The organism is Peribacillus phoenicis, assembly GCF_047238085.1.
In the GTDB taxonomy this organism is placed as follows: Bacteria; Bacillota; Bacilli; order Bacillales; family DSM-1321; genus Peribacillus.
In genome coordinates, this window is record NZ_JBDFMF010000001.1 from 4,947,108 (window position 1) to 4,963,690 (window position 16,583).

18 protein-coding genes are annotated in these 16,583 nt (G+C 41.9%); all 18 read right to left on the minus strand.

Features of this window, described 5'->3' with window-relative positions; translation table 11 throughout:
* Positions 1 to 49: 49 nt before the first annotated feature.
* The 18 genes from ABC374_RS24505 to spoIIR all read right to left on the minus strand — a co-directional run bounded on the left by ABC374_RS24505 (position 50) and on the right by spoIIR (position 16,475).
* Positions 50 to 910: a F0F1 ATP synthase subunit gamma gene (locus ABC374_RS24505; protein WP_101223833.1), complete on the minus strand. Its 861-nt coding sequence runs from the start codon at positions 908 to 910 to the stop codon at positions 50 to 52.
* 39 nt (positions 911 to 949) lie between these two features.
* Positions 950 to 2,458, minus strand: coding sequence for a F0F1 ATP synthase subunit alpha (gene atpA / locus ABC374_RS24510; protein WP_048685849.1), 1,509 nt, complete (start codon positions 2,456 to 2,458; stop codon positions 950 to 952).
* A gap of 24 nt (positions 2,459 to 2,482) precedes the next feature.
* Positions 2,483 to 3,019 (minus strand): F0F1 ATP synthase subunit delta, encoded by a 537-nt coding sequence (locus ABC374_RS24515; RefSeq protein ID WP_413020016.1) that lies wholly within the window; start codon positions 3,017 to 3,019, stop codon positions 2,483 to 2,485.
* Positions 3,016 to 3,537: a F0F1 ATP synthase subunit B gene (gene atpF / locus ABC374_RS24520; RefSeq protein WP_048685855.1), complete on the minus strand. Its 522-nt coding sequence runs from the start codon at positions 3,535 to 3,537 to the stop codon at positions 3,016 to 3,018. Before atpF ends, ABC374_RS24515 begins: the two co-directional genes overlap by 4 nt.
* Positions 3,538 to 3,704: 167 nt before the next feature.
* Positions 3,705 to 3,929: a F0F1 ATP synthase subunit C gene (gene atpE / locus ABC374_RS24525; protein ID WP_048685857.1), complete on the minus strand. Its 225-nt coding sequence runs from the start codon at positions 3,927 to 3,929 to the stop codon at positions 3,705 to 3,707.
* Between the two features lie 64 nt (positions 3,930 to 3,993).
* On the minus strand, positions 3,994 to 4,689 hold the full coding sequence (gene atpB, locus ABC374_RS24530) for a F0F1 ATP synthase subunit A (RefSeq protein ID WP_137017338.1): 696 nt from the start codon (positions 4,687 to 4,689) through the stop codon (positions 3,994 to 3,996).
* A 22-nt stretch (positions 4,690 to 4,711) separates the two neighbouring features.
* Positions 4,712 to 5,080, minus strand: a complete 369-nt coding sequence (locus tag ABC374_RS24535) for an ATP synthase subunit I (RefSeq protein ID WP_048685860.1) — start codon at positions 5,078 to 5,080, stop codon at positions 4,712 to 4,714.
* A 459-nt stretch (positions 5,081 to 5,539) separates the two neighbouring features.
* Complete coding sequence (locus ABC374_RS24540; protein WP_413020017.1) at positions 5,540 to 7,768, minus strand: S8 family serine peptidase; 2,229 nt, start codon at positions 7,766 to 7,768, stop codon at positions 5,540 to 5,542.
* Positions 7,769 to 7,851: 83 nt separating this feature from the next.
* Positions 7,852 to 8,994, minus strand: a complete 1,143-nt coding sequence (gene wecB, locus ABC374_RS24545; protein WP_413020018.1) for a non-hydrolyzing UDP-N-acetylglucosamine 2-epimerase — start codon at positions 8,992 to 8,994, stop codon at positions 7,852 to 7,854.
* A gap of 23 nt (positions 8,995 to 9,017) precedes the next feature.
* Positions 9,018 to 9,647: a uracil phosphoribosyltransferase gene (upp, locus tag ABC374_RS24550; RefSeq protein ID WP_101223839.1), complete on the minus strand. Its 630-nt coding sequence runs from the start codon at positions 9,645 to 9,647 to the stop codon at positions 9,018 to 9,020.
* Positions 9,648 to 9,884: 237 nt separating this feature from the next.
* Positions 9,885 to 11,126 (minus strand): serine hydroxymethyltransferase, encoded by a 1,242-nt coding sequence (locus tag ABC374_RS24555; protein WP_098864408.1) that lies wholly within the window; start codon positions 11,124 to 11,126, stop codon positions 9,885 to 9,887.
* Positions 11,127 to 11,496: 370 nt separating this feature from the next.
* Complete coding sequence (locus ABC374_RS24560) at positions 11,497 to 12,090, minus strand: TIGR01440 family protein (RefSeq protein ID WP_413020020.1); 594 nt, start codon at positions 12,088 to 12,090, stop codon at positions 11,497 to 11,499.
* A 59-nt stretch (positions 12,091 to 12,149) separates the two neighbouring features.
* Positions 12,150 to 12,596 (minus strand): ribose 5-phosphate isomerase B, encoded by a 447-nt coding sequence (gene rpiB / locus ABC374_RS24565; RefSeq protein WP_034315832.1) that lies wholly within the window; start codon positions 12,594 to 12,596, stop codon positions 12,150 to 12,152.
* A 47-nt stretch (positions 12,597 to 12,643) separates the two neighbouring features.
* On the minus strand, positions 12,644 to 12,901 hold the full coding sequence (locus ABC374_RS24570) for a hypothetical protein (RefSeq protein ID WP_413020021.1): 258 nt from the start codon (positions 12,899 to 12,901) through the stop codon (positions 12,644 to 12,646).
* Positions 12,902 to 12,971: 70 nt separating this feature from the next.
* On the minus strand, positions 12,972 to 13,415 hold the full coding sequence (locus tag ABC374_RS24575) for a low molecular weight protein arginine phosphatase (protein WP_413020022.1): 444 nt from the start codon (positions 13,413 to 13,415) through the stop codon (positions 12,972 to 12,974).
* Between the two features lie 144 nt (positions 13,416 to 13,559).
* Positions 13,560 to 14,126 (minus strand): manganese efflux pump MntP, encoded by a 567-nt coding sequence (locus ABC374_RS24580; RefSeq protein WP_413020023.1) that lies wholly within the window; start codon positions 14,124 to 14,126, stop codon positions 13,560 to 13,562.
* A gap of 75 nt (positions 14,127 to 14,201) precedes the next feature.
* Positions 14,202 to 15,251, minus strand: a complete 1,050-nt coding sequence (locus tag ABC374_RS24585; RefSeq protein ID WP_350300688.1) for an L-threonylcarbamoyladenylate synthase — start codon at positions 15,249 to 15,251, stop codon at positions 14,202 to 14,204.
* Between the two features lie 288 nt (positions 15,252 to 15,539).
* Positions 15,540 to 16,475, minus strand: coding sequence for a stage II sporulation protein R (gene spoIIR, locus ABC374_RS24590; protein ID WP_413020025.1), 936 nt, complete (start codon positions 16,473 to 16,475; stop codon positions 15,540 to 15,542).
* Positions 16,476 to 16,583: the final 108 nt, after the last annotated feature.

Consider the following 16,583-nt stretch of genomic DNA (forward strand, 5'->3'; position numbering starts at 1 on the left):
TTTATGGAACGGCCAAGCTTCGTCCGGGCCGACCGCCCCTTTAATGATTTTATTCTAAAGCTGCTGCACCGCCGACAATCTCTGTAATTTCTTGAGTGATCGCTGCCTGACGTGCACGGTTATATTGTAATGAAAGTGAGTCGATCAACTCTTTTGCATTATCGGTCGCATTTTTCATTGCAGTCATACGTGCAGAGTGCTCACTTGCTTTACCATCTAACAAAGCACCATAAATCAAACTTTCTGCGTACTGAGGCAGTAATACCTCAAGAATTTCTTCCGCATTCGGTTCAAATTCATAAGAAGTCAATGTTGCATTGGAAGTATTGAAGTCAGCTAACGGAAGGACTTGCTTTTCCGTTACATCCTGCTGGATTGGGCTGACATAATGGTTATAGTACATATAAAGCTCATCACACAGCTCATTCAGATATAAATTAACTGTCGATTTTGCAAGGGAGCTAATGTCAGCGAAAGACGGCTGATCAGGAACCCCAATTACTTCAAGCTCTACGTGCATGTTACGGCTGACAAAGAAATCACGGCCAACCCTTCCGATTGCGATAATGACGAACTCATCATTGGATTTATGGCGTTCAAGAATGGTTTTATGAACGTGGCGAAGGATGCTACTATTGTAAGCCCCAGCCAATCCACGGTCCGATGTGATTACCAAGTAACCGGTTTTCTTAACGGGACGTGAAGTAAGCATTGGATGAGATGCATCCGTGCTTCCGTTCGCAATACTGGATACCACTTCTTGAATTTTTTCCATATATGGAACATATGCTTTAGCATTAGCTTCTGCACGGTTCATTTTAGAAGCAGATACCATCTGCATCGCTTTTGTAATTTGACTCGTCTTTTTCGTTGAAGTAATCCGAGACTTAATATCGCGTAAAGAGGCCATTCATTCTCACCACCCTTTTATAAATTAGTTAGACCTTTATTATTCAGAAATAACGAAGTTCTTTTTGAATTCGTTAATTGCAGCAACGATAGCAGCGTCTTCAGGAAGACCTTTAGTTGTGCGAATGTGATCTAATAATTCCGGATGAGAACGATCTAGGAACACATAGTATTCTTCTTCAAAACGAAGGATATCCGATACTGGAATATCATCTAAATGACCTTTAGTCAATGCATAGAAAATCATGACTTGTTTTTCAACTTTGATCGGTTTGTTTAGGTCTTGTTTCAGAACTTCAACTGTACGAGCACCACGGTTAAGTTTTGCTTGTGTTGCAGCATCCAGATCAGAACCGAATTGAGAGAATGCTTCCAATTCACGGTATGAAGCCAAGTCAAGACGTAAAGTACCGGCAACTTTTTTCATCGCTTTAATTTGTGCAGATCCACCAACACGGGATACGGATAGACCAGCGTTAATCGCAGGACGTACACCTGAGAAGAACAAATCGGATTGCAAGAAGATTTGTCCATCAGTGATGGAAATTACGTTTGTTGGAATGTAAGCAGAGATGTCGCCTGCTTGTGTTTCAACAAACGGAAGCGCAGTGATTGAACCGGCACCTAAAGTGTCATTCAATTTTGCTGCACGCTCAAGTAAACGGGAGTGCAAGTAGAATACATCCCCTGGGAATGCTTCACGACCTGGAGGACGGCGAAGTAGCAAGGAAAGTTCACGGTATGCAGATGCTTGCTTAGAAAGATCATCGTAAACCACAAGAACGTGCTTGCCAGCGAACATGAACTCTTCACCCATAGTCACACCAGCATATGGAGCTAGGTATAAAAGTGGTGCTGGTTGAGAAGCTGATGCAGATACAACGATTGTGTAATCCAAAGCACCATTTTTACGTAGTGTTTCAACAGTTCCACGAACCGTTGATTCTTTTTGACCGATAGCCACATAGATACAGATCATATCTTGGTCAGCTTGGTTAAGAATTGTATCGATCGCAACTGATGTTTTACCAGTTTGACGGTCACCAATGATCAACTCACGTTGTCCACGACCGATTGGAACTAATGCATCGATTGCTTTAATACCTGTTTGTAAAGGTTCATGTACTGATTTACGGTCCATTACACCTGTTGCAGGGCTTTCGATTGGACGAGTTTTCGTCGTAGCGATCGGGCCTAGGCCATCTAATGGCTGTCCAAGCGGATTCACGACACGTCCGATTAATTCTTCTCCAACTGGCACTTCCATGATACGGCCAGTACGGCGTACTTCACTGCCTTCTTTAATGTCTCTGAATGGTCCAAGAATAACAACACCCACGTTATTTTGCTCAAGGTTTTGTGCTAATCCCATTGACCCATTGGAAAATTCTAAGAGCTCCCCAGACATTGCATTATCTAAACCATGAACGCGTGCGATACCATCACCAACAGTGATAACCGTACCAACATCGCTTACTTTAATTTCCGACTGATAGTTTTCAATCTGCTTTTTAATCAGCGCACTGATTTCTTCAGCTTTGATGCTCATGAATTTCACCCCTATCTGTGAATATTAACCTAATAGTTGTTTGCTAAGGCGATCTAACTTACCGCTAATCGTCCCGTCATATATGCGGTTACCGATTTGTAATTTGATGCCGCCAAGGATATTGCTATCCGTAATATTAGTAATGCGTAAATTTCTTTTGCCGATTTTCGCTGCAAAAGATGAAGACACAGCTTCCACTTCCGTTTCAGTCAATGGACGTACTGTATAGACCGTTGCATCAGCTACTGAGTTTTCTTCATTCGCAAGTTCAATGAACTCTTGTGCCATTGCTGTCACTTCATCTGTACGATGACGCTCCACCATCAACATCACAGTGTTTTGAATGGAAGAAGAAAGGCTTGCAAATGCATTTGCAATCAAAGCGGCTTTTGCATCTTTAGTCATTTTAGGATGAGCCAGAAAACTTAATAGCTCATTATCATTTGTAAAAACTTCATTCACTATGCGAAGCTCTTCTTCAAGTTGGTTAATGAGATTTTGCTCTTTCGCAATTTGGAAAAGGGCAACGGCATAACGCTTTGCTACTGTTATATCGCTCATTTCCCTTCTCCTGCCTCTTGAATGTAGTCATTAATCAATTGCTCTTGATCTGCTTCGGATAATTCTTTTTCTATTACTTTAGAAGCAATAAGTACGGATAAAGATGCCACTTGCTCGCGTAATGCCGTAATGGCTTTTTCTTTTTCCTGTACGATTTCACGCTTAGCTGTTTCTTTGACGCGTTCAGCTTCAAGACGTGCTTGATTCACAATCTCTTCACGCTGTGCTTCACCTTGAAGTTTCGCGTTTTCTATAAGTTGTCCCGCTTCAGTGCGAGATTGTTTTACGATTTCACGTTGTTCTTCTAAATATTTAAGTGCTTCTTGTCTGCTAGCTTCAGCTGCTTGAATTTCATTTGCAACATGTTCTTCACGTTGAGTCATGATGCCCATTAGAGGACCCCATGCAAATTTCTTCAGCAACGCTAACAAAATGATAAACATTACTAATTGGTATAACATGTCTCCGCCATTAAAGCCATGAGACGTTGACCCAAGTACAAAGCTGCTTGTTAACACGCTTGGTTCACTCCCTTCACGAGTTTCACTTCTTAAAGCGTTCATTATATATGAACTTTAGAAAACTATGCTCTTAAACTGTATAAAAACAGGATTGTGGACATAAAGGAAAGGCGAAGGTTCACATGGAACGAACTTCGCCATTTTTGAACTTTTTGAAGGTTCTATTAACCACCATATACCATAAACGCAATTACTACCGCGATGATAGGCATCGCCTCAACTAAACCTACCCCGATGAACATTGTTGTTTGAAGCATACCGCGAGCTTCTGGTTGACGAGCGATACCTTCTACTGTTCTTGAAACGATAAGACCATTACCAATACCTGCACCTAGTGCTGCTAAACCAATTGCAATTGCTGCTGCAAGAAGACCTACTGAACCTGTCATTATAAATATCCTCCTTAGATTGTATCAAAATTTATTATTTTTTTAGTTCTAAATGAACTTATAATTAATGGTCGTCACTGACTTTATGAGACAGATAAACCATTGTTAACGTGACAAAGATAAACGCTTGGATACTACCGACGAAAATACTATAGCCTTGCCATACTAATGTAGGCACAATTGCACCAATAAATCCGGCAGCTCCACTAAATGCTAGAGATCCCGCTAATAGACTCAGCAAAACTTCACCAGCATAAATGTTACCATATAGACGCAGACCAAGTGTCAAGGAGTTTGTAAATTCCTCTACAAGTGTCATTGGGTTTTTATAAGCTTTAAAATAACCCTTGGCGCCCTTCATTTTTATAGCATAATAATGCGTTAAACCTAAAACCATGACTGCAAGAGTCAATGTGATAACTGGGTCGGCTGTTGGTGATTTCCACCAAAGCACACCATCGTAACTAATTGCAAACGGAAGACCTAGCATATTGGACACAAAAATGTACATCAGCAAAGTCATACCAAGCAGTTGAAACTGACCACCTGTTCTCCAGTCCATGTTACTATTAATAATACCCTTAACGAAATCCATAATCCATTCCATGAAATTCTGCATGCCAGTTGGCTTCATGGCAAGCTTACGTGTACCAAGCACAGCAAGTATGAACACAACTAGGCTGGCAACTGTAATCATTAGGACGTTACTCAAGTTAAAGGTAAGACCCATAAATTCTTGTAAGGGTGCTTCATGATTCAACTATATTCACCTCTCTTCCCCGCTATCGACGTATTAATTGGATGAAAAAATCTATAAAAATGACAATATAAGCTGTCATTAATCCCCATACAACACTTATCAGATGAAAATGCTCCGGAAATTCCAATGCAATGAGTACCGCTAGACCTGCGGATGCCATTCGAGTCATCGTCCCAAGAGATTTAGTTTTCTTTCCTTCATCGAGCGCCTGACTGAACTTTTTCATTTTCTGATTGATCAGCCATAAATTGTATAAACTCAAACTCGTACCCAGTATAAGCCCAGCAAAAACGGCTTGATAACTCGTAAGTCCCCATCCAACAACATAAACCGCCAGAAGAAAAATTATATATTTACTCTGCCTGTTGAACATGATTTTCATTTCTGGCATTTTTCATTTAATCTCCTGAGAAATATTTTCGTACTGAATGAAGCATTGCTTGTAAACCTAGCAAGTCCACAAAGAAGGCCAATTACTAATAGCAGCGGTTCGAATCTTAGGTTCTGGCAAGTAAATGAAGATACCGAACAAAACTGATCCGACTATTTGAGAAAGAATCGCTGACATCAAAGTCATAGCCATTTTAGACGGCAAATCATTTGACGCAAGTTGCATCCTCGCGGTTGAATTTGGTGGAGGATAGAAAACATTTCATGCTGTAAAAATCTGCATGCCGGGCTACTGAAAACCCTCTCATTTTACATCCTTTGTTAGCATACAATAGGCTAGAATCATTGTCAATGAGTGGTTAGTGAAATTTGTCACAGGTTTGTAATTATTAACGAATTGTTCACAAATTATCTTTTTTCTACTATTGACATCCGTTTTATTTTACTTATTGTCGTCTGTTCACTCAATAAGTAACGTCTTTTCTATCCGATCTTCCCTTCCGCCCCTTCTCGCAAAGATTATCGCTTTATACACTCCTTTAGTCGGCAAGTCTTTTTTCAATACATCTCTTTTGATCAAACCGGAAGGTGCCGATCTCGACCAATCCAAATATCCAGCGAATTTCAAGCTATCTTCCTCATAAAGGGCAATACCGAATTCTTCAGCCCCACGCGGAAGGTACATTTCGTATCGATATGTACCTTCCTGGTCTCCTTGGCCAAAATCAAATCCCATTACCCTTGGATAATCAGGCTCTTCTTTTACATATAAATAAGGAAGTGATATTCTTTTGGTTCCTTCCATTATAATGAGGTATCCATCAAAGACCCCCTTTTTAAGCTCGGCTGGGTTGACCTGCAGTCCCACTTTAATCTTTTTCTTTTCCTTCGGATTCAAAGTAAGGGATTTCGGCAATTCCCAAGTGAGTCCCGTTTCCTTTAATGGGACCATGAAAGAGTACTTCCTCATTTTCGTTCCGGTATTTTCTATAACTATCGTTTCATGATGCTCTTCAATTCCTTCTTTCTTTGTATACATTCCAAAGGACAATGAGCTAGGATTCAAGAGCGTGTCCGCTTTTAATGCTTCGTCGACCTGAATGCGTCCAGCCCCCTGTTCATATGTGTGATAAAATTGATTCGCAGATTTCCTCAATGGCTTTGAAGTGCTAATCAATGCAGATTTCACTTGATCAGGAGTCCAATCCGGGTGTTTTTGCAGGATTAATGCGACTGCTCCGGCAACATGCGGTGCGGACATACTTGTTCCATCCAAGGACATATATCCTTTAGGAACGGTGCTTTTAATTTCCACTCCCGGCGCCAATACGTCAGGCTTTATTCCCCATGATACGGTTACCGGGCCCCTTGAGCTAAAATCCGCGAGCCTATCCTGCTCGTTCTTATAAACAAATTGTACGGTTTTGCTCTGCCCTTGCTCCATGATTTGCTTAAGCTGCAATCCATCTCTTCTATTAATAGAAGCAGCTGGGATGTCCATTTCCTTTTCCAAGCTTCCAGTAAAGGTCCCGCTCGTATTATTATAAACAATTACCCCCTTTGCACCTGCCTTTTCTGCATTGGATACTTTCTGCTGGAAGGTAAGTGTGCCACGTTCCATCAAAACAATCTTATCCCGAACATGTTTCAGGTCTTTTTTATTACCCAGTCCCCCATATATGACATCCTCGGAAAACGTCAGGTTCCATTTTTTAGAGCCTTGAAACAAGGTTAAATGCGATTGATGCTTTTTCGATCCAAGTCCGTAAATCATATACGGAACCCTTAAGGGAGGAGTCGATGCCCCAACGGAAATCGCTTTTTCCGCTGTTCCGGGTGAACCGACGGTCCATACAGCCGGACCGGAATTCCCGTTTGATGTCACGGCAACTATTCCGCTTTCCACAGCCTTATTCAATGCAAGGGAGATAGGCAAATCAGGGCCATTGACGTTATTGCCAAGAGAGAGGTTCAATACATCCACCTTATCCTTCATGGCTGACTCAATAGCTGTCAAGACTTGATCCGTATCTCCTGCTCCACCTGGTCCCAAAGCTCGATATGCATATATCTCCGCCTCTGGTGCGACACCTTTCATTTTTCCATTGGCTGCAATGATGCCTGCCACATGTGTACCGTGTAATGTATCCAGGTCGCCTTGGTTTTTGGTTTCCATCGGGGCTTCATCACCATCAACAAGATCCTTCCCGCCCTTATAAGCTCGTTGCAAATCTGGATGTGTATAATCGATGCCAGTATCGATTATCCCTACTTTTACCCCTTTCCCGGTTATCCGGTGATTCTCCTTATCAAAGAAACCCCTGACCCTGCCTCCTCCTATGTATGGGACACTTTCATCCAACACAGCTTGATAAACGGATACTTCCGTTACAGCCTGAATTTCGTCCTCCTTTTTAAGTTGTTCTATCTCATTCATCTTCCCATGAAGGGAAAATCCATTCAGGGCGACCGAATAAACATTCCGTAATTGAAGGGAAGGATATTTTTCAAGCAGTTTTTCGATCTTTTTTCGTTGAAACTCCTTATCCATCGTGACAACAACCGTCACTTCCTTAGATTCTGATAGTTTTGGTAAAGGCGGCAGAATGACGGATGCGAACCCCTTTTCATTTTGATAAATAAATACAAAAAGGAAAACAAACACTAAAAACAATTTCTTTCCCAACATAATCATCCCCTTAGCAATTATCTTTTCTCAACAACCTTGGAGTATGCAAATAAAAAAAGGAAAAGCGCATGGCTTTTCCTTTTTTACGATTCAAATCTAGTTGGCGGCATATTTACTTGCTTAAAATAGTAACGGATGGCTTCAGCTATGCGGACCGAAGCGTTTCCGTCCCCATATGGATTTGAAGCTTTGGACATTTTTTCGTGCACCTCTTGATCCGTGAGCAATTCATGTGCCAAATTATAAATGGTTTGTTCATCAGTACCCGCCAATCTTAAGGTTCCAGCCGCTATCCCCTCAGGACGTTCAGTCGTGTCCCTTAAAACCAGGACAGGTACACCAAGTGACGGTGCCTCTTCCTGGATTCCTCCAGAATCAGTCAAAATCAAATAGGCCCTTGAAGCGAAGTTATGGAAATCCAAAACATCCAGCGGCTCGATCAAATGAACCCGCGGATCGTCCCCGAGAATTTCGTTCGCCAATTCCTGAACAAGAGGATTTAAATGGACAGGATATACCACTTGAATATCATCATGCTCAGCAATGATTCTCTTCACGGCCCTGAAGATATTCCTCATGGGTTCCCCTAGATTTTCCCTGCGATGGGCGGTAAGCAAAATGAGCCTGTCTTCTCCAAGTCCATTTAAAACCGGATGGGAATACGTGGACCGCACAGTCGTTTTTAAAGCATCGGTTGCCGTATTTCCCGTCACGAAAATATTATCCTTCTTGTTTTCGTTAAGCAGATTCTCCTCCGCTTTCGAAGTCGGCGCAAAATGCAAATCCGCCATCGTACCGGTAAGCTGTCGATTCATCTCTTCCGGATAGGGGGAATACTTATTCCAGGTGCGCAGCCCTGCTTCTACATGCCCAATGACAATCTGATTATAAAAAGCAGCCAGACTTGCGACGAATGTTGTGGTTGTATCTCCATGTACAAGAACGATATCAGGCTCAGCTTCCTTCATTACGGAATCAAGACCATTTAATGCTCTTGTTGTAATGTCAGCAAGCGTTTGCCTTTCCTTCATTATGTCCAAGTCATAATCCGGCTGAATGGAAAATAGTTCGAGAACTTGATCTAACATTTGGCGATGCTGAGCCGTAACAGCAACGATCGGCTTGAAATGTTCTGGGTGTTTTTGAAATTCGAGTACTAAGGGAGCCATTTTGACAGCTTCTGGTCTCGTCCCGAAAATGGTCATGACTTTTATCGGTTTGTTCATTCGTGACACCTCAGCTTCTTTCCTTATTTTGTGCCGAATAAACGATCTCCTGCGTCTCCAAGACCTGGAACGATATATCCATGTTCATTCAGTTTTTCGTCAAGGCCAGCAATATAAATATCAACATCCGGATGGGCTTCTTTTAATGCGTCCACACCCTCTGGAGCTGCAATCAAACACATGAATTTAATATTCACTGCACCGCGCTTTTTAATGGAATGGATCGCTTCGATGGCTGATCCGCCAGTGGCTAACATCGGGTCAACGACAATGCATTCCCTTTCAGCTAAATCACTTGGCATTTTCGCATAATATTCAACAGGTTTCAATGTTTCAGGATCACGGTAAAGACCAACATGTCCGACCTTTGCAGCAGGAATCAGCTTAATGATTCCGTCCACCATCCCTATGCCTGCACGTAAAATCGGGACGATTCCTACTTTTTTACCAGAAAGCATTTTCACTTTCGCCGTGCTTACAGGCGTTTGGATTTCCACCTCTTCCAGCGGCATATCCCTCGTGATTTCAAATGCCATCAATGAAGCGACTTCATCCACCAGTTCACGGAATTCTTTTGTTCCTGTATTTATATCACGTATATAGGCTAATTTGTGTTGAATTAACGGGTGATCGAAAACATAAACTTTTCCCATTTAGCATCTCTCCAATTCCATTGCTTAGTTTTGCGCTTTTTTATGATTTCCCTAATCGAATAGAAAAATTTTCGTGTCTTTTTAAATTCACTTCAACCTATTTTACAGAAAAACGTTTCAATCTTCAATAAAGGTTTAGATGTCAGACCTATTTTCACTATTCGGATTCTTCTCACATACGGATTCCCATAAGGTATAAAAAAACCACTCCCTATAGAAGGGAGCGGCTCAAGAATATTACAATGAAGGATATAATTCAAATTTGTTAGCTAATGATTCAACACGCTGTTTTGCTTCTTCAAGTTTAGCTGTGTCCTCATTATTTTTCAAAACAAGTCCGATGATTGCAGCTATTTCATCCATGTCTTCCAATCCGAAGCCACGTGATGTCACTGCCGCAGTCCCAATACGAATACCACTTGTAACGAATGGTTTTTCCGGGTCATAAGGAATCGCATTTTTGTTAACGGTAATACCGATTTCATCCAAAACATGCTCTGCGATTTTTCCCGTTAATCCAGTAGAGCGCACATCAAGAAGAATCAAGTGATTGTCCGTTCCATCAGAAACAAGGGTGAACCCTTCTTTCTTCAAACCTTCGCCCAGACGTTTAGCATTGTCGATGATTTGTTGTGCATACACTTTAAAATCATCTTGAAGCGCTTCGCCGAATGCAACAGCCTTAGCGGATATAACATGCATCAATGGACCGCCTTGAATTCCAGGGAAGATGGATTTATCAATTTTCTTACCGAATTCTTCTTTACAGATGATCATTCCTCCGCGCGGTCCGCGAAGTGTTTTATGAGTAGTTGTCGTTACAAAGTCAGCATAAGGAATTGGACTTTGGTGTAATCCAGCCGCAACCAAACCTGCGATATGTGCCATATCGACCATTAAATAAGCTCCGACCTCATCTGCAATTTCACGGAATCGCTTGAAATCAATTTCCCGTGGATATGCACTTGCACCCGCTACGATCAATTTCGGTTTGTGCTGACGAGCTTTTTCCAATACATCATTGTAATCGATACGGTGATCTTTTTCGTCTACACCATATTCAACGAAATTGTAGTTAACACCACTGAAGTTAACTGGGCTTCCATGTGTTAAATGACCTCCATGCGAAAGGTTCATCCCAAGCACGGTGTCGCCGGTTTGAAGCACTGTAAAGTAAACGGCCATATTGGCTTGAGCTCCAGAGTGAGGCTGTACGTTCACATACTCCCCGCCGAAAATTTCTTTCGCACGCTCACGTGCTAGATCTTCAACGATGTCTACATACTCACATCCGCCATAGTAACGTTTTCCAGGGTATCCTTCTGCATACTTATTAGTCAAGACCGACCCTTGCGCTTCCATGACAGCTTCACTCACGAAGTTTTCAGAAGCAATAAGCTCAATTTTACTTCTTTGACGCCCTAATTCCAGTTGAATTGCGTTAAACACTTGCTCATCTTGCTTTGCTAAACGATTCATTCCGTAATTCCTCCTCAAATTGTGCGTGATTCGCTTTTTAGTATTTATGTGCAACATGCCTTCAGAAAAGCATGAAAAAGCCTTACCAATAATTATTAGAAAATTCTACTCCATTTTAACATGTCTAATTTAGAAGTGATAGTCTAATTTTATCGAACATTAAATGTTTTTATATTTAAAAACGTTCGTATTTGACATCAAAATCATGGTAAATAGCCCTTTCACCCTATATTTAATGAGCGAAATCTCCATTCTATTAGCACTACAAAATAAAAATTTTTCTTGTGAACCTTATCTTGAGCTTTACGATTTTGCTCAGATTCTATTAAAAAACAGCATTCCCCATCCGAGAAATGCTGTCTCAATTATCTTAAGTACAACTCTTGTTTTCAGAGATGTCCTGATAAACGGCCCGTTCCCCGCCAATCAGTTTTGGGCGGGTTTTTGCCATGGTCACATGAGCATGTCCTATTTCTTTAATGGCAGAGCGAATCGGAACCGCCACATGCTTCAGATGCATGCCAATGAATGTGTCTCCAATGTCTATCCCCGCATCCGCTTTGATATGTTCAACGACGACTGCATCTTTCCATTGCTGATAGGCGTACGTCGCCATCGATCCCCCAGCTGTTCTTACAGGTACAACCGAAACTTCTTCATAATCATATCGAATCGCGGTTTCCCTTTGCAAAACCAATGCCCTGTTTAGGTGCTCACAACATTGATATGCAACCTGAACACCCGTTTTTCCTTGAAAATCCCTCACTACGGAAAAAATCATCCCCGCAACATCGAGCGTCCCTTCAGTACCGATCCTTTTCCCGATCACTTCACTTGTACTGCAGCCGATAACCAGTAGCTGTTTCTCTTTTAAAGCTGTCTGCTCTTGAAACTCATGTAAAAGTTCCCGAAACTGGTTTTCCCATATCTCAAGCTCATTTGAACATGTAGCATCACTTGTCATGAAAACGCATCCTTTCAATAAGAAAACTTGCTATCGGAACTCTCCAAAAACCATAAGAATTAGCTGTGCTTACCTTCGTACTCCGCAATCTTACCGATCCTGTTTTGATGACGCCCGCCTTCAAATTCCGAAGTAAGCCATGTTTGGGCAATTTCCCTGGCAAGACCCGGGCCAATGACACGCTCCCCCATCGCTAACATATTGGTATCATTATGCTGACGGGTCAACTTCGCACTATAGACATCATGAACCAAAGCACATCGGATTCCTTTGACCTTATTAGCAGCAATGCTCATTCCGATTCCAGTTCCACAGATTAAAATGCCCCGATCGAACTCACCCCTTGCCACTTTTTCAGCAACCGGCAAGGCATAATCAGGATAATCCACCGACGTACTGCATTCACAGCCAAAGTCCTCAAATGGAATCTGTAACTCATTCAATAAATTCTTTATTTCTTCACGGATATGTATACCACCATGATCCGAAGCAATCGCAACTTTCATCATAATCCTCCTCTAGCTTTTACATTTGATTTTATTGTGTCACAAAATTATGAAAAGATAAAGGATGTCCATCCTTTTTCATCGCAAAGAAGCAGGAAACCGACTCCGGTTTCCTGCTGTAAAATGTCAAGTGTGAAGCGGGAAAGGTTTCTGTTTAACTTTTCCGCTTGCACTTTAAGTTCCATTGCCGATTTTTCGACATTTTCCATGACTATCGCTTGCTCGCTTGTGACAGCCGTCACTTCTTCCGCTCCAGCAGATGTTTCTTCTGCAATAGCAGCACCTTCTTGTGCTGCCTTGATCATACACTTTCCAATTGACGGTCAACAAGCTTAGTAATATCTTTTACTGCAGCAACCACATTATGTACCCTGTTTACTTTTTAAGCCTTTTGACTAGTTCATCTATTAATTCCTGCAGCTCCCTGAACGTTTCCCGATAAATGCCTTCAGAACCGCCAAACGGATCTATTATGTCTTTATCATATTTATCGTCAATAATGAATTCTTTTAAAGTAAAAGTCTTATCGGTCATCTGGGGATATGCACGGGTAATGAGTGATTTATGCCCTTCCGTCATGGTGAAAATATGAGTTGCCCATTCCATCTCCTTCTCGGATAAAGGCGTTGAATGATGATTATGCACTATGTCATTTTCAACCAATACATTTTTAGCATGCGTCGAAGCATCCTGGCCTGATGAAGCATACACGCCAGCGGACTTCACTTCAATGCCCGCAATATTCTTATTTTTCAATATCGCTTCTGCCATCGGGCTTCTGCATGTGTTGCCTGTACATACAAATAATACTCGGATCATTTATGACGCCTCCTTTTTTATTCATTATAAGCTATCGCCCGTTTATTATAGTCAAAAAAATCACTCTCATCATGTCTTAGGAAAAAATAAAACCGCCCCGGTAATCGGAACAGTTGAGGAAGGATAGATATGAAGTCAAGCGGCTCAAAAAGAGAACAATAATTTCAACCCAAACGCACATAGGATGCTTCCACCAAGAATCTCACTATACACGCCAAGCAAACCCTGCATTTTTCTACCCAGCAAAAGCCCTGCCCACGTTAATAGGGTGGCAGCAAACCCAAAGCAAAGAATGGTTAAAATCGTTTTTGCACCGTAAATCCCCAGGGTTAATCCTACCGAGAAGCTATCCAGGCTTACCCCTAAAGCAAAAATGAATAGACCTTTCCCGACAGGAGCCAGCATATTATTTTCCCTGACACCAGCTCCATCCTTTTTACGAGGGATAAACATCTGTATACCAAGAATGATCAACAATAGACCGCCGGCGTAAGTAGCGAAGGTCCCGAATTTGTCTGAAATGAAACGGCCTGCCCCCATTCCAAGCAAGGGCATCCAAATATGAAAAAAGCCAACTGTCAGCCCTATAAAAAGAATTTGCCTCAACCTTAGCTTAAACATTCCCATTCCAAGGCCGACTGAAAAGGCATCCATTCCCAACGCGAATGCCATTAGCAATAAGGTGATGATTTCTCCAGCAAATGTATTCATTCCAATCCTCCCTCGGACGTGCCTACTACATGTTATGCATGTCCGAAAAGAAATAGAAGAATTAATCAGTCCTTATTACACATGTTCCTTGATGATTTGATGACCTGCAGCCTTCTCAAGCCGGTTCATGACCGCAGCTCCTATTCCATGGTCAGGAAACATTTCACTAAAAATGACATCGACCTCCAGCTCATCAAACTGTCTTAAAGCATCATATAAGCCTGTGGCAACAGTATGTAAATCAGCTAACGAACCTGGGGCAACCACATAATCCGCCTTATAATCCTGTTGATGTTCATAAGCCGTTATGATGCCCACCTTTAACCCATCACTTCTTTTTTCATCCACAAGCTTCTGAAGGAAAGCTTGATTACCCTTGACTAAATATAGAGGGGCCTTCGGAGCATAGTGGGTATATTTCATGCCCGGGGCTTTCGGCGCCGTTTCCTGATTCTTCAAAGCGACATCTTGCCGGACTTCCCCTATCACAGCTTCCAGCTGTTCCAGGGTCACTCCGCCGGGCCTTAATATAACAGGGACTTCAACAGTGCAATCAAGTACTGTGGATTCTACACCCACACCCGTGGTCCCGCCATCGACTATGCCTGCAATCCGGCCCATCAAGTCATCTTCAACATGTTTTGCTGAAGTGGGACTTGGTTTACCGGAAGTATTTGCACTTGGAGCGGCAATGGGCAAATCACTCGCACGAATAAGACCTAGGGCAACCTGGTGATCCGGCATCCTGACAGCCACCGTGTCCAATCCAGCTGTCACAAGATTTGATAGCTGGCCCGGTTTTCGTTTCATTATCAAAGTCAAAGGACCCGGCCAAAATTCTGCCATTAGCTTCCGGGCCTGTTCCGGAATCTCTTCTACAATACCTGACAACTGCTCTTCTGAGGCTATATGAACGATTAAAGGATTATCACTCGGACGCCCCTTTGCTTCGAACACTTTTTGGACCGCCTCGTCATTTTTGGCATTCGCACCTAGTCCATAAACAGTCTCTGTAGGAAAAGCAACCACTTGGTTAGCCTTTAATAATTCAGCTGATTGTGTAATCTGGGGATAACTTTGTAAATTATCCACATTTTTATCCACTGACCAAATTTTCGTTTTCATCTTGAACATCATCGCCTTTTAACATTTCTTATTTTATATAATCGCTTTAATATGAACGATATTTTCAATTTAACGTACTAATTTCACTTAAAAGATACTTTGAAAGTATAAAAGAAGTATACACATAATTCAAGTGTTATCCACAAATTGGGGATAACCATATCGAATCCGTGGATAAGTTTGTGGATATTAATGATTAATGACAGATTTTTTTGATTTTTTGTTAATAACCCTGTGGATATGTTTTTATAATTATCTGAAAGTAAAAAAAGGGCCGCTGCCCCCTTTTTAAAATAGATCATTGAATATTTCTGCAAACAAGGACTTCACTTCCACCTCAGGCTCCTTTTCCCCTTCATATAATTGTTGACCTTGTTCATTGGATGCCGCAAGTTCAACCTTGTTTTCTTCAACTTTCCCTTCAATGACTTCCTCTGTCACTTGTTCCTTATCTTTTACTTCTGTCACTTCTTCTTTTACCTCTTCCTCAACAACCTCTTCTTTTACGGTTTCTTCCGGTACTTCCTCTTTTACGCTCTCCTCCATTACCTCTTCTTCAACTACTTCCTCCGGTCCTTTTTCCTTTTCAACCAGCTCTTCTTCTTCAACCACTTCCTCCGCAACAGGTTCACTCTCTTCATTCGTTGCAGCATACGCCTTCCCATCCGAAGTCAGGGATCCTGCATCTTCTTCCTCGACAATCGGACTTTGACTTACAGCCGTCCCATTTGAAAAATCCAAGAAACATAATGGCGGAAATAGAACACACCACCAATTAGCGCCTTCCCCATCACCAAGTGTGATAATCACTGCTTCATAATCCCCTGCCGGATATAAATACTGCCCGTAGAGTTTTGTCGGAAATTCCGCTTGTCCAAAATCGACTTTTACTGACTGCTCCAAACCCTGTTCCTTTATAACTGCCTCAGCCGTCGCTTGGATATCCGGTAGATGCGAGGTGATCACATCCCTCGCTTCATCCAAAGAAGTAAGCTCCTCGACCCACTTTGTGATATCTTCATTTACCTTATCCCTAATAAGCCGTTTAACCGCTTGATCCTTTTCTGCATCACTATTAGCAAGTATCCGCAGACGAATCGCCTCATCCGGGATCACCTTCGTATCTTCTGCACCGACCATCTCCGCTTTAGGCATATATATACTTACGATCGTTCCTATAGTTAAGATTAATAGATAGATAATGGCTAAATGTTTTGTTTTCATCGCCTTCGCCCCCTCACATGAATTAGTCTCACCATTTTCCAGCTATCTTAAACTAGTAAAAATAAAAAAAGTTGATAGCTGGAAATATAGATTCCAAAGGATAATGAG